Origin of the sequence: Micromonospora yangpuensis (assembly GCF_900091615.1) — a bacterium.
GTDB classification, from domain to species: Bacteria; Actinomycetota; Actinomycetes; order Mycobacteriales; family Micromonosporaceae; genus Micromonospora; species Micromonospora yangpuensis.
In genome coordinates, this window is the sequence record NZ_FMIA01000002.1 from 5,589,005 (window position 1) to 5,602,292 (window position 13,288).

The window sequence follows — 13,288 nt, forward strand, 5'->3', positions numbered from 1 at the left end:
CCGGACACTTCCCGGACAAGGCGGCTGCCACCGCCCGGCGACGCCACCGCGGCAGTACCCGGGCCGCCCGCGTCCCGGCTGGTGGACCGGGTCGGGGGCTGCTTGCGCCGGACCGGCGGCGACGGCATACTCGACGACGTGTTGGGTCAGCGCTTCTACTTTTACTACGGCACCGGGAGTCCGGCAGCCGTGGGTCGCGCCTGATCAACCAGACCTACGAAAAGCCCCGGGCTCACAGGAGCCCGGGGCTTTTTGTTCCGGGATCCGGACACCGGGCCCGACGTCCGAGGGGTACGACGATGATGACAGACGTGGTGGAGCAGAACGGCGGCGTGGCACGCGCGGCGGCTGACACGCCGGACGCGGCACCGACGCAGACCGATCCGGCGAGCCCGGGCACCGGCACCGACGAGCCGGCGGCCGCAGCCCGGATCGTCGAGATCCGGGAACGGATCGACCAGATCGACCGGACCCTGATCGAGCTGTGGCAGGAGCGGGCCGGCCTGTCGCAGCAGGTCGGCGCGACCCGGATCGCCTCCGGCGGCACCCGGCTGGTGCTCTCCCGCGAGCGGGAGATCCTGGAGCGCTTCCGGCTCGCCCTCGGCGCCGACGGCACCCAACTCGCCCTGCTCCTGCTCCGCGCCGGCCGCGGCCCCCTGTAAGGAAGGGCCCCCTGTTAACGCTTTCGGTATAGAAGGGCCCCCTTCTAACCGACCCCGCACCGGCGGGGCGAGGCGGGCAGGGGCCGACGGCCGGGCGACGTGAATAAGGCGGTGCCGACGCGGGCCGGGCGGACGATGTGGGCCGGGCGGGCCGGGCGGACGACACGGGCCGGGCGGGCCACGGGGGCCGGGTCGGAAACGGGCGAGCCGCCGTCCGGGCGTCAGGGGTGACGTCGGACGGCGGCTCGACAGACGGCCGTGGCGTGGGTCACGCCTCGTGACTGGCCACGATCTCGCGCTTCTCGGCGAAGTGGCAGGCGCTCGGATGGTCCGAGCCGTCCCGGACCTCCAGCGCCGGCACCTGCTCGGCGCAGATCTCCTGCGCCTTCCAGCAGCGGGTCCGGAACCGGCAACCCGACGGCGGGCTGATCGGCGAGGGTACGTCGCCGGTCAGCCGGATGATCGCCTTGTTCGACCGCAGGGTCGGGTCCGGCACCGGCACCGCGGAGAGCAACGCCTGGGTGTACGGGTGGGTCGGCCGCTCGTAGATCTCGTCCTCGGTGCCGATCTCCACGATCTTGCCGAGGTACATCACCGCGACCCGGTCGGAGAGGTGCCGCACCACCGACAGGTCGTGGGCGATGAAGACGTACGACAGGCCCAGCTCGTCCTGGAGCTTCTCCAGCAGGTTCATCACCTGGGCCTGGATCGACACGTCCAGCGCCGACACCGGCTCGTCGCAGACGATGATCTCGGGCCGCAGGGCGAGCGCCCGGGCGATGCCGATCCGCTGCCGCTGGCCGCCGGAGAACTGGTGCGGGTACCGGTTGATGTGCTCCGGGTTGAGGCCGACCAGGTCCAGCAGTTCCTTGACCTTGTCCCGACGGCTGCCCTTCGGCGCGACGTCCGAGTGGATCTCGAACGGCTCGCCGATCAGGTCACCGACGGTCATCCGGGGGTTCAGCGAGGTGTACGGGTCCTGCATGACCAGCTGGATCTGCCGCCGCAGCCGGCGCAGCGCGCCGCCGGAGAAGGTGGAGATGTCCTGGCCCTTGTAGAACACTCCGCCGGCGGTCGGCTTCTCCAGGTTCATCAGCACCCGGGCCAGCGTCGACTTGCCGCAGCCCGACTCGCCGACCAGGCCGAGGGTCTCCCCGGCCTTCAGCTCGAAGGAGACCCCGTCGACGGCCTTGACCTGGCCGATGGTCTTCTTGAAGACGATTCCACGGGTGACCGGGTAGTGCTTGACCAGGTCCCGGATCTCCAGGATGTTCTCAGTCACGGCTCACCAGCTCCTCGGCGAAGTGGCAGGCGCTGGCCCGGGTCGGGCCGAGCTGCAGCAGCGGCGGGACCTTCTCCCGGCACACCGGCTGCACCATCGGGCAGCGCGGGTTGAACGGGCAGCCCGGCGGGATGTTCATCAGGTTCGGCGGAAGACCCTTGATCGTACGGAGCTGCTGGCCCCGTTCGTCCATCCGCGGGATGGAGTCGAGCAGGCCGAGGGTGTACGGGTGCGCCGGCTTGGCGTACAGCTCGTACACGTCGGCTTCCTCGACGATCCGGCCCGCGTACATGACGGCGATCCGGTCGGCGACGTCGGCGACCACGCCGAGGTCGTGGGTGATCAGGATCAGGCCCATCTGCCGTTCCCGCTGGAGTTCGGCGAGCAGGTCCATGATCTGGGCCTGCACGGTCACGTCCAGCGCGGTGGTCGGCTCGTCGGCGATCAGCACCTCCGGGTCCAGCGCCAGCGACATCGCGATCATCGCGCGCTGCCGCATGCCGCCGGAGAACTGGTGGGGGTACTGGTTGAACCGGCTCGCCGCGTTCGGGATCTTGACCTGGTCGAGCATCTCGATGGCGCGCTTCTTGGCGTCGCCGCGGCTCATGCCCCGGCGGAACCGGAACTGCTCGGCGATCTGGAACCCGACGGTGAAGACCGGGTTCAGCGCGGAGAGCGCGTCCTGGAAGATCATGGCGATGCCCTCGCCACGGATCTTCCGGCGCTCCTCGAAGGACATGGCCAGCATGTCCTTGCCGTGGAAGCGGGCCTGACCGCCGGTGACGAAGCCGGGCGGGGTGTCGAGGATGCCCATGACGGCCTGCGCGGTGACGCTCTTGCCGGAGCCGGACTCGCCGAGCACGGCGAGGGTCTCCCCCGCGTCGACGTGGTACGTCACCCCGTTGATGACCTTGGCAACGCCGTCCCGGGTACGGAATTCCACCCGCAGGTCTTCGACCTCCAGGAGGCGGCCCGACGGGCGCTCGCCGGCTCCCGGCGTGGACTGCTCGGACACGAGAATGTCGGACAACTCAACCTCCCCTAGCGGAGTTTCGGATCGAAGGCCTCACGGACCGCCTCGCCGAGCATCACGAAGCTCAGTACGGCGGTGACGAGGAACCCGGCGGGGAAGAAGAGCAGGAACGGTGAGACCCGAAGGTAGTTCTGCGCCTCACTGATCATGATTCCCCAGGAGACCACCGGACTCTTCAGGCCGACGCCGAGGAAGGAGAGGGTGGCCTCGGCACCGATGAAGGAGCCGACCATGATCGTCCCGTAGACCAGCAGCGGGGCGAGACAGTTCGGCAGCAGGTGCTTGAAGATGATCCGTCCGGTGCTCGCGCCGAGGGCGCGGGCCGCGACGATGTAGTCCGCCTCCTTGGTGGCCAGCACCGAGGAGCGCATCAGCCGCATGGAGACCGGCCAGCTCAGCACCACCAGGGAGAGGGTCACCAGCCCCATGATCTCCCACTTGCCGTTCTCCGAGCCCACCCCGTTGAAGGTGGTCAGGATGACGATCGCACCGAGCACGAACGGCAGGCCGAAGAAGACGTCGGCGATCCGGGAGAGCACGGCGTCCACCCAGCCACCGAGGTAGCCGGCGACCATGCCCATCATCCCGCCGAGCAGCAGGGTGCCGGCCACCGCGCTCAACGCCACGATGATCGAGGCGCGGGCACCGTAGATCACCCGGGCGTAGACGTCCCGGCCCTGCACGTCGTAGCCGAACCAGGCGTCGCCCGACGGCGGCACCAGGCTGTTGCTCAGCGCGCCGTTGACCGCGTCCTTCGAGGTGAACAGCCAGGGGAAGGCCGCGAGTACCAGGAAGAAGACGATAAGCGTCGAGGAGATCCAGAAGATCGGCTTGCGGCGCAGGTCGCGCCAGGCGTCACCGAACAGCCCGCGCGGCTTGTTCTTGCGGGCGTTCTCCGGCAGGCCGGCGTCGGTCGGAGCACCGGAGCCGGCCTCCGTCGGGGCGGTCGACGGCGGGGTGGAGACGATGGGTGCGGAGTGCGGGTCGCTCATGCCGCCACCTCACTGCGCTCGGCGTCGGCACGGGGCCCGACGACGACGGTTCGTTCGCGGAACTCACTCATAGCGGATCCTCGGGTCCAGGGCTGCGTAGAGCAGGTCCACCAGCAGGTTCATCACCAGGTAGATGACCACCAGGACGACCACGATGGAGACCACGGTGGCACTCTCCTTGGTGGTGATCGCCCGGTAGACCTGCCGGCCGATGCCGTTGACGTTGAAGATGCCCTCGGTGACGATGGCACCGCCCATCAGCGCACCGAGGTCGGTGCCGAGCAGGGTGACCACCGGGATGAGCGAGTTGCGCAGCAGGTGCACACCGACCACCCGGCGCATCGGCAGGCCCTTGGCGATGGCGGTCCGCACGTAGTCGGCCCGGCGGTTCTCCGCGATGCTGGTGCGGGCCAGCCGGGCCACGTACGCCATGGAGGCGCTGCCGAGCACGAAGCCCGGCACGATGAGCTCGGAGAACTTCACCTCGGACGAGACCGTGGTGCTGATGAGTTTCAGCTGGAACCCGAGCACCCACTGCAGCACGAAACCGATGACGAAGATCGGCAGGGCGATCAGGAACATGGTGGAGACCAGGACCAGGTTGTCCAGGAAGCCGTTGCGGCGCAGACCGGTCAGCACGCCGGCGACGAGGCCGATGACCGCCTCGATCGCCAGGGCGACGAGCGCCAACTTCAGCGTGTTCGGGTACGCCGTGGCGATGATGTCGTTCACCGACCGACCACTGAAGGTCTCCCCGAAGTCGCCCGTGAGCAGGTTGCGCATGTAGTTCGCGTACTGCACCAGGAGCGGCTGGTCGAGATGGAACTTCTCGGTCATGTAGGTGACGTACTGCTCGGGGCAGCGCCGTTCGCCGCACTTGCCGGCGAACGGGTCACCGGGCACGGACCAGACGAGCCAGTAGATCAGGAACGTCGTCCCGATGAAGACCGGTACGAGTTGGAGCAGCCGCCTCACCAGATAACGGCCCATGGGGTGGTCCTCCAAGGAAGGAACGCGTCGGACGGCCGACACGGGTGGTGACAACGCGCGGGAGCGGGATGGTGTCCCGCGCGGAACGGCCCCGGGCCGGGCTCACGGATATGTGAGCCCGACCCGGGGCTTGAGGTGCTGGGATCAGAGCTCGACCGAGGTGATGTCGAGTTCACCGACCGCGGTGACCTCGAGCTTCTTGATCTTCTCGGAGTGTCCGCCCTGGTTGGCGTAGTAGTAGATCGGCAGACTCGGCACGTCCTGGTCGATCAGCTTGACGGCCTCGGCGAACTTGGCGTGCGAGGCGTTGATGTCGGCCTGCCCGCCCGCGTCCTTGGCCAGCGCGTCGACCTGCGGGTTGCTGTAGCCACCGTCGTTCGAGGAACCACCGGTCACGAAGAGCGGGTTGATCCAGTTCTCGATGTCCGGGTAGTCCTGCTGCCACGCGGCGCGGTACGGGCCCTTCATCTGCTTGGCGTTGATCGCCTGGCGGAAGACCGCGAAGGTCGGCATGCCCTCGGCCCGGGCCTCGATGCCCAGGGTGGTCTTGACCTGCTGGGCGACGGCCTCCATCCACTCCTTGTGGCTGGAGTCGGCGTTGTAGTAGAAGACCATCTCGCCCTCGAAGCCGCTGGAGGCGGCGAAGAGCCGCTTGGCCTCGTCGGGGTTGTAGTCGCAGACGGTGCAGTTGCCGTCAACGGTGCCCGGGGCGAGCGGGTTGGCCCAGCTCTTCGCCGGCGGCCGGGTGCCGAAGAAGATCTTGTCGACGATCTCCTGGCGGTTGATCGAGAGCGAGACCGCCTTGCGGAGGTTGACGTCCTTGTACCGCGCGTCGTAGATCGGGAAGGCGATGAACGCGGTGATCGGGGTGGTGGTGGTGATGGCCCGCTCGCCGAGGTCGCCCTTCCACTTGTCGCCCGCCAGCGCGGAGACCGGGACCTGCTCGGTCCAGTCGAGGTTGCCCGAGACCAGGTCGGCGTAGGCGCTGTCCTCGCTCTGGTAGAGCTTGACGTCGACGTCCTTGATCTTCATCTTGTCGCGCAGGTTGTAGTCGTCGAAGCGCGTCAGCTTGATCAGGACGTCGTCTTCCCAGGACACGAACTTGACCGGGCCGTTGCCGATCGGCTTGCGTCCGAAGTCCTCGGCCTTCTGGGTGAAGAAGGCGTCCGGCAGCGGCATGTACGCCGAGTAGCCGAGCTTGGTCGGCCAGACGGCGGTCGGCGCGGCCAGGGTGACCTCGAAGGTCCAGTCGTCGACGACCTTCAGGCCGGACATCGTCTCGGCGGTCGGCTCGGGGGCCTTCTGCGGGCCCTCGCCGTCCGGGTCCTGCTTGTTGACGTCGTCGAAGCCCTGGATGTCGGCGAAGAACGAGCCGTTCTGGGCGCCGTTGGGCGAGTACGCGGCCCAGTTCCAGGCGTCGACGAAGTTCTTGGCCTTGACCACGGTGCCGTCGTGGAACTTGGTGTCCTGCTTGATCTTGACCGTGTAGACCTTGGAGTCGGTGGTGTCGATCGACTCGGCCACGGCGTTACGCGGGGCGCTGCCGTCGTTCGGGTACTCCACCAGGCCGGTCCAGAGCCAGTCGACGACCTTGCCGCCGCCGGTCTCGGTGGTGTTCGACGGCACCAGCGGGTTCTCCGGCTGGACGCCGTGGATGGTGATCGCGCCGTCGGCGCTGTTGCCGCCCTCGCCGCTATCGCTGTCGCTGGAGCAGCCGGACGCGACGAGCGCGAAAGCCGCGCCCACCGCGACCACGCTGCTCGCCCGCTTCGAGACTCTCATTCGGAGGGGCCTCCTCTTTCTGACCTGGTGCCGTCGTGGGTTTCACGCACGTTGTGGGGGGTATACCGCCCGGCGATCCCATACCACACCGGTCGCCGGTTTTCCGCTGGAAATCGGGACACCCCTGATGCTCCGATCCGCCGGGCCACTGCCCCCGTTCACGGTCGACGCCGCACAGGACAGACGGCCACGAAGCGCTTCGATCAGGAGCGTTCCGCGGCCGGCATGCCGAGTGAGGCGCCTCGCGCAAGGGGGCCGAGGTGTTGCAACTGTGACACCCACCTGCCGCTTCCGTGAAGGTGCCGTTATCAAGACGTTAGTTGGTCGGCACGCGTCCGATACTTGAAAAAAGATCATGAAACCCCCTAAGACACCCCCTCTGAGCTGGGAAAACTCGGTCAGATCGGACCGCCTCAGCGGGTCGCCAAGCGGCACCGAAGGGTGACCTACTCCTCAGTACGAGGCCTCCTCAGCCGCCGCCGAGCCAGGAATTAATGTCCGTCCGGTGGAGCAACGACGCGCCGAGCGGTCATGGTCGACTCACCGGCAGAGGGATAGGGGTGGCGGCCGATGGTGCCGCTGGGCGGAACTACCGGAACTCGGGCGGCCACGCTGAGCGACAGCACCTCCGGCAAGACCACCGTCGCCCCCCGCCCGCCCCGACCTCGGCCGCATCGACAGGCGTGGAACGGGTCCGGCCCCGGCATCCACGTGCGGATGCCGGGGCCGGAGGCCGTCGGACGGTACGACGGTGGTTGACCGCCGCCAGGCGGTACTACAGGTACTACAGCCGCCGTCAGGCGGTGAAGCGCAGCTTGCGACGACGCAGCAGCAGGACGGTGAGCCCGCCCACCGCGAGCAGCAGCACCCCGGCGCTGGCCGCCACCGCGATCGGCGAACCGGTAAGCGGCAGGTCACTGCCGCCGCTCACCGGCGAGGTCGACGGGGCCGGGCTCGCCACCGGGGCCGAGGGGGACGCGGACTCCGACGGCGAGGCCGAGGTCGACTCCGACGGGGTCGGCGACGGGACCGGCGACTCCGACGGCGACTCGCTCGGCGTCGGAGAGGGCGACTCCGACGGCGCGGCGGTGAAGGTCGCCTCCGCCTTGGCGGTGATCTTCGAGCCGGCGCTGCCGCCGAGGATCAACTTCTGGTGCTTGTTCTTGTCACCGGGGAAGAGGAACACCCGGCCGAAGGAGACCGACTCGTCGGCGGAGGCGGTGACGGAGACCTTCCCGGCGTCGTCGCGGGTCAGCCAGAACTGACCCTCGTTGGCCACCGAGGTGACCGGCTTGCCCTCGGCGTCCACGGCGGTGCCGCCGTCGACCGCGAGCGTGATGTCACCGGCCGGACCACGCACCGTGAACGGACCCGCCTTCGCTCCGGCGGTCGCCTCGGCGTCCTTCGGGTCGATGCTCAGCTCGGCCTTCGGCTCGGGCTGGTCGGTGGCGTTGGTGATCAGGTAGTCGTAGATCTTCTTGATCGCGGTGTACTCGATCGGCCGGGTCAGCTCCGGACGGTTGGCCCGGTTGGCCAGCCGGATGCCGTCACTGAAGTGCCAGACGGCGGTCTGGGTGCCGAAGTACAGCACCGTCTGGCGACGTACCGGGCTGAGGTCGGCGGGCAGTTCGGCGCCGGCCGCCGCGAGCAGCGCGTCGGCGTCGGCGTTCGGGTAGCCGTGGGTGAGCACCCACTGCACCTTGCCGAGGTTCTTCACCTGGGACTCGTCCCAGGTGCCCTCCTCGTAGTTCTTGTTCAGGGCGACCGGGGTGTGGAAGTCGATGCAGAAGACCGGGACCGTCTGCTCCCCGATCTTCAGCTCCAGCGCGGAGGTGGTCTCCGGCTTGCTGTTGAGCTGGAGGGTGACCTCGGTGCGGGGTACCTGCTTGGCCTTGCCGGTGACCGGCTCCTCGGCGGCGGCGGGGCTGGCCGCGCCGAGCGCGAGCGCACTGCCGACGACGGTCGCGGCGGCGACCCGCGCCCAGCGCAGTCCTCGTTGTCCGAACATCAGATTCGTGTACCTCTCCCGCAGGGGTGACCCGCTCGGGCGGGTTGAGCGACGCCGCCGTCCCCGCGGGGATGCACCCGCACGCGAGAACGCGACGGGGCATTATCGACCGCCCGAGGGACGCTTGTCAGCCCCGGAAGTAGAGGTATCTCACCTTTGCCCGGATCGTACGCCAAAAACGATCACACGAGACGCCGGTCGGCGGCCCATCGTGACAGCTCGTAGCGGTTCGACATCTGGAGTTTGCGCAGCACGTTCGACACGTGCGTCTCCACCGTCTTGATCGAGATGAACAACTCCTTGGCGATCTCCTTGTACGCGTACCCCCGGGCCAGCAGCCGCAGCACCTCGCGCTCCCGGTTGGTGAGCTGGTCCAGCTCGGGGTCGGCGACCGGGGCGTCCGGCCGGGCGGCGAAGGCGTCCAGCACGAAACCGGCCAGCCGGGGGCTGAACACCGCGTCACCGTCGGCCACCCGACGGATCGCGGCGGTCAACTCGTCCGGCGAGATGGTCTTGGTGACGTACCCCCGCGCCCCGGCCCGGATCAGACCGATCACGTCCTCGGCGGCGTCCGAGACGCTCAACGCCAGGAAACGCACCTGGGGATGGGTACGGCGCATCGCCTCCAGCACGGCCCGGCCACCACCGTCGGGCATGTGCACGTCGAGCAGGACCACGTCCGGCGCGGTGGCCGCGATCCGGCTGACCGCCTCGGCGACCGTGCTGGCCTCTCCGACCACCTCGACGTGCACGCCCAGCTCGGCCCGGACACCGGCCCGGAACATCGCGTGGTCGTCGACCAGGAAGACCCGTAGCCGCTCGGGGCGGGCCTCCGCCTGCTCGACCGGTTCCATCGGCTGATCCGCCATGGTCAACTGTCCCTCTCCGCTGGTGACGAGTCCCGGGACATCGGCATGATCAACCGGACCTCGGTGCCTTCTCCCGGCCCGGTACGGATCTCCGCCCGGCCGCCGTGCCGCTTCATCCGTCCGATGATCGAACCCCGGACCCCGTGCCGATGATTCTCCACGCCGTCGAGGTCGAAGCCCGCGCCCCGGTCCCGGACGAAGGCGCTCACCTGCTCCGGCTCCACCTCGGCGTAGAGCGAGACGGTCTGCACCCCGGCGTGCCGGGCGGCGTTAACCAACGCCTCCCGGGCCGCCGCCACCAGCGCCGCCACCTTCTCGTCGGTCGCCCGGTCCCCCACCACCACCGTCTCCACGGTGATCGCGAAGGTGTCCTCCACCTCGGCGGCGGCCTGTTCCAGGGCGGCGGCGAACCGTTCGCTCGGCGACGCCGTCGGCTTGTAGAGCCAGCTGCGCAGGGACCGCTCCTGCCCGCGGGCCAACCGCTGCACCATCTTGGTGTCGGTGGCGTTGCGCTGGATCAACGCCAGCGTGTGCAGTACCTGGTCGTGCACCATGGCGGCCAGCTCGGCGCGTTCCTGCTCCCGGATCCGGCCCTCGCGCTCGGAGCGCAGCTGGTTGAACGTACGCCAGAGCACCGGCGCCGCCACCACGCCGACCCCGGCCAGCCCGACCAGGGCGAAGATCACGCCGTTGAGCACCGCGTCGAAGTTCTGCGCCGGGGAGTAGACCGCGGCCACCCCGATGATGCCCACCGCGACCAGGACCCCGCCGCCGATGAAGCGCAACACGAAGGCCCGCCGGTCGGTCTCCTCCACCACCGCGCCCAACCACGGCACCGGCATCGAATCGCCCCACTGGCGGCGTCGCTCCGGGGCGGACTGGTGCCAGATCACCCCGGCCCCGACCGCGATGATCGCCACCAGCCAGCCGGCGGTGCCGGCCGCGCCGACCGAGTCGAAGACGAACACCTGGACCATCAGGACCAACAGGCCGATCAGTACGAACGGCAGGAGCTGGTGGAGGTCGCGTCGAGCCGGTACGGCGGTGTCACCGGGCCGCAGCGGCACCACCGCCCAGAAGGCGGCGTAGAGCAGCAGGCCGAGCCCGCTCAGCCCGAGCAGCAGCATGAACGCGATCCGGACCCGCAGCACCGAGATGCCGAGGTGGTCGGCGAGGCCGGCGGCCACCCCGGCGGCCATCCGGTGCTCCGGTGCCCGGTACAGGCGCGGTGGCTGGGTCACGGTAGTGATCGGAAACTCCCTGGTCACGGGTACGCCGTCCGAGCGGCGCGTGCTCCGATCGTCACACGCCCGGACGACCGGCTACCACGGGGACGTCCCCGACATTCGCCCTCGGCGGATATCAGGGTGGGGTCAGGGTCGCCACCGGAGGCCGCCCGGCCTCCCCGGCGAGCAGGATCGTGGCTATGACCGAGGAAGCCGCTCCGTCCTCCCACCCCGGGACGACACCGCCGCCCGGCCCGCCGCCGTCACCCGGCCCACCGCCACCCGGGTACGGCGCGCCGGGGCCCGGCGACGACCGGTCCGTCCCCCCGTTCGGCACTGCCGGCTTCACCTCCCGGTACGGCCTGGTCCGCCCGCACGACGGGCGTTACCTGGCCGGGGTCTGTGCGGCGGTCGGCCGGGCCACCAACACCGACCCGGTGCTCTGGCGGGTACTGCTGGCGGTGCTCGGCTTCTTCGGCGGCATCGGCATCCTGATCTACGTCGCGGCCTGGTTGGTCATCCCGGGCGAGGGCGACACCGCCAGTCCGGTCGAGTCGATGCTGGGCCGCGGCCGCTCCGCGATGTCCCCGGTCACCGTGATCGTGTTGAGCATCCTGGTCGCGGTGAGTTTCGGGTACATCGTCACCGACGCGTTCCGGGCCGTGCTGCTCGGCGCGACGATCCTGGTCGGCGGGGCGCTGCTGCTCAACCGGGACCGACGCGGGGCCGCCCCGCCGGAGTACCCGGTGGGTCACCCGGCACCGTTCGCCCCGGCGACGACCGCCCCGGGCCCACTGCCCCGGCACACCCCCGTGCCCACCGGCGACCCGACCGCCTTTCCCACGAGCGGGTCGCACCCACTGCCCCCAGGCGGAGCCGCCATGCCCTCGACAGGTCCTGCGCACCCCTTCGGCCAGCCCGCCGGCACGGCGCCGGCATGGCCACCGCGGCCACCGGCACGTGGCCGTCCGGGAACTCCACCGCTGCCGCAACCGGGGGGTTGGTCGGCATCTCCGGGTGGTTATCCGCCACCGCCGCACCCGCCGGCCGGGCACCGGCCGTCGCTGCCGGGTGCGTACGGTCCGGCGGCGTACCCCTCGCCACCGCCGGCCGATGGTCCTGGTCGCCCACCACTGCCAGCGGCCGTCGGCTCCGGAGCGCCCTCACCTGCCGGCGGTTCCGGATCAGCGCTGCCGGCTTCCGGCGGCCACGGACCAGCGGTGCCCGCCGGCGGTTCCGGATCAGCGCTGCTGGCTCCCGGTGGTCAGGGACCAGCGGTGCCCGCCGGCGGCTACGGGCCACCGCCACCTCCCGGTGGCTACGGACCACCATCGTCTCCCGGTGGCTACGGACCACCACCGCCACCTTCCGGTGGCTACGGGCCACCACCGCCACCTTCCGGTGGCTACCGGCCGCCGTTCGCGCCGCACGGGCCGTACGCCGGGCCGTACCCGGGGGCACCCCGACCCGCCGCACCACCGCCCCGCCGGCCGAAACGGCCCCGGGAACGGTCCCGGCTGGGCGCCGCCACCTTCTCGCTGATCTTCCTCGCGTTGGGTGTGGTGGGTGTGCTCGACCTGGCCGGGGCCATCGAGGTCGGCGCGTCGGCGTACTTCGCGGCCGCCCTGACCACCATCGGCGGCGGCCTGCTGGTCGGCACCTGGTTCGGCCGGGCCCGCTGGCTGATCGCTCTCGGGCTGGTCACCGCGGCAGCGCTCGGCTTCGTCACCCTCGCCGAGTCCTACGACCGGATCCGCGGTGTCGACGGGAACGTCACCTGGTCGCCCGCCGACCACCGCGAGCTGGCCAACCGGTACGAGAACAGCTTCGGCGACGCCGTGCTGGACCTACGCGCGATCGACTTCGAGGGGCGGGACACGGAGGTCACCATGTCGATCAATTTCGGTGAGGCCACGGTGGTGGTGCCACCGGAGGTGGACGTCACGGTGGTGGCCGACGTGAAGGCCGGGGACGCCGTCGTCTTCGGGCAGCGCTCCGCCGGGGTGAACGGCCGCCCCCGGGAGACGACCGACCTCGGCGGGGACGGCGCGGGCGGCGGCACGCTGCGCCTCTACGTGCACGTCAACGCCGGCAATCTGGAGGTGACCCGGTGAAGGCACACCGTACCGATCTGATCAGTCTCGCCTTCGGGCTGATCTTCCTGGGTGTCGCGGCCTGGTGGCTGCTCGCCCAGCTGCTCGGCTTCGCGGTACCGGCGATCGGTTGGTTCCTGGCCGGGGCGTTGCTGCTGATCGGCGTGCTCGGCCTGATCGGGGCGCTGCGCTCGGGGCGCCCCCAGGCAGCCCCACCGGCTCCGGCCTCTCCGGCGGCGCCTGGAGTCGAGGACGGGGCCGACCCGACGGAGGGCGGTGACGCCACCGGACCGACGGGGGTCGGTGACGGCACCGGACCGACGGCGGACGGCGGACCGACGGCAGACGGTG

General features: G+C 70.2%; 10 protein-coding genes and 1 pseudogene. 3 read left to right on the forward strand and 8 right to left on the reverse strand.

Annotated elements, in window-relative coordinates:
- Positions 1-299 precede the first annotated feature (299 nt).
- The gene (locus GA0070617_RS25150; protein ID WP_091443607.1) at positions 300-662 is read left to right on the forward strand and encodes a chorismate mutase; all 363 of its coding nucleotides are present in this window, start codon (positions 300-302) and stop codon (positions 660-662) included.
- Positions 663-930: 268 nt separating this feature from the next.
- Here GA0070617_RS25150 and GA0070617_RS25155 read toward each other — a convergent pair whose 3' ends face one another.
- The 8 genes from GA0070617_RS25155 to GA0070617_RS25190 all read right to left on the reverse strand — a co-directional run bounded on the left by GA0070617_RS25155 (position 931) and on the right by GA0070617_RS25190 (position 10,859).
- Positions 931-1,944, reverse strand: coding sequence for an ABC transporter ATP-binding protein (locus GA0070617_RS25155; RefSeq protein ID WP_091443611.1), 1,014 nt, complete (start codon positions 1,942-1,944; stop codon positions 931-933).
- Positions 1,937-2,959 (reverse strand): ABC transporter ATP-binding protein, encoded by a 1,023-nt coding sequence (locus GA0070617_RS25160; RefSeq protein ID WP_091443616.1) that lies wholly within the window; start codon positions 2,957-2,959, stop codon positions 1,937-1,939. Before GA0070617_RS25160 ends, GA0070617_RS25155 begins: the two co-directional genes overlap by 8 nt.
- Positions 2,960-2,985: 26 nt before the next feature.
- The gene (locus tag GA0070617_RS25165) at positions 2,986-3,969 is read right to left on the reverse strand and encodes an ABC transporter permease (RefSeq protein ID WP_091443689.1); all 984 of its coding nucleotides are present in this window, start codon (positions 3,967-3,969) and stop codon (positions 2,986-2,988) included.
- A 63-nt stretch (positions 3,970-4,032) separates the two neighbouring features.
- A complete protein-coding gene (locus GA0070617_RS25170; RefSeq protein WP_091443692.1) occupies positions 4,033-4,959 on the reverse strand; it encodes an ABC transporter permease in 927 nt (308 codons plus the stop codon).
- Positions 4,960-5,103: 144 nt separating this feature from the next.
- Positions 5,104-6,741 carry a peptide ABC transporter substrate-binding protein gene (locus GA0070617_RS25175; RefSeq protein WP_091443696.1) on the reverse strand — a complete coding sequence of 546 codons (1,638 nt, stop codon included), beginning with the start codon at positions 6,739-6,741 and terminating at the stop codon, positions 5,104-5,106.
- Between the two features lie 796 nt (positions 6,742-7,537).
- Positions 7,538-8,749: a thioester domain-containing protein gene (locus GA0070617_RS25180; RefSeq protein WP_175440652.1), complete on the reverse strand. Its 1,212-nt coding sequence runs from the start codon at positions 8,747-8,749 to the stop codon at positions 7,538-7,540.
- Between the two features lie 182 nt (positions 8,750-8,931).
- On the reverse strand, positions 8,932-9,618 hold the full coding sequence (locus GA0070617_RS25185) for a response regulator (RefSeq protein WP_091443703.1): 687 nt from the start codon (positions 9,616-9,618) through the stop codon (positions 8,932-8,934).
- 2 nt (positions 9,619-9,620) lie between these two features.
- The gene (locus GA0070617_RS25190) at positions 9,621-10,859 is read right to left on the reverse strand and encodes a PspC domain-containing protein (protein ID WP_373868396.1); all 1,239 of its coding nucleotides are present in this window, start codon (positions 10,857-10,859) and stop codon (positions 9,621-9,623) included.
- Between the two features lie 185 nt (positions 10,860-11,044).
- Here GA0070617_RS25190 and GA0070617_RS25195 point away from each other — a divergent pair, with 185 nt between their 5' ends.
- On the forward strand, positions 11,045-12,958 hold the full coding sequence (locus GA0070617_RS25195) for a PspC domain-containing protein (RefSeq protein WP_091443709.1): 1,914 nt from the start codon (positions 11,045-11,047) through the stop codon (positions 12,956-12,958).
- A pseudogene (locus GA0070617_RS32480) lies at positions 12,955-13,212 on the forward strand (hypothetical protein); the annotation flags it as partial. The gene GA0070617_RS25195 and the pseudogene GA0070617_RS32480, both read left to right, overlap by 4 nt.
- Positions 13,213-13,288 lie beyond the last annotated feature (76 nt).

Coding starts and splice junctions, on each gene's coding strand:
- GA0070617_RS25175 (WP_091443696.1), bottom strand. CDS start 6,741: ATGAGAGTCTCGAAGCGGGCGAGCAGCGTGGTCGCGGTGGGCGCGGCT.
- GA0070617_RS25180 (WP_175440652.1), bottom strand. CDS start 8,749: ATGTTCGGACAACGAGGACTGCGCTGGGCGCGGGTCGCCGCCGCGACC.
- GA0070617_RS25185 (WP_091443703.1), bottom strand. CDS start 9,618: ATGGCGGATCAGCCGATGGAACCGGTCGAGCAGGCGGAGGCCCGCCCC.
- GA0070617_RS25170 (WP_091443692.1), bottom strand. CDS start 4,959: ATGGGCCGTTATCTGGTGAGGCGGCTGCTCCAACTCGTACCGGTCTTC.
- GA0070617_RS25195 (WP_091443709.1), top strand. CDS start 11,045: ATGACCGAGGAAGCCGCTCCGTCCTCCCACCCCGGGACGACACCGCCG.
- GA0070617_RS25150 (WP_091443607.1), top strand. CDS start 300: ATGATGACAGACGTGGTGGAGCAGAACGGCGGCGTGGCACGCGCGGCG.
- GA0070617_RS25165 (WP_091443689.1), bottom strand. CDS start 3,969: ATGAGCGACCCGCACTCCGCACCCATCGTCTCCACCCCGCCGTCGACC.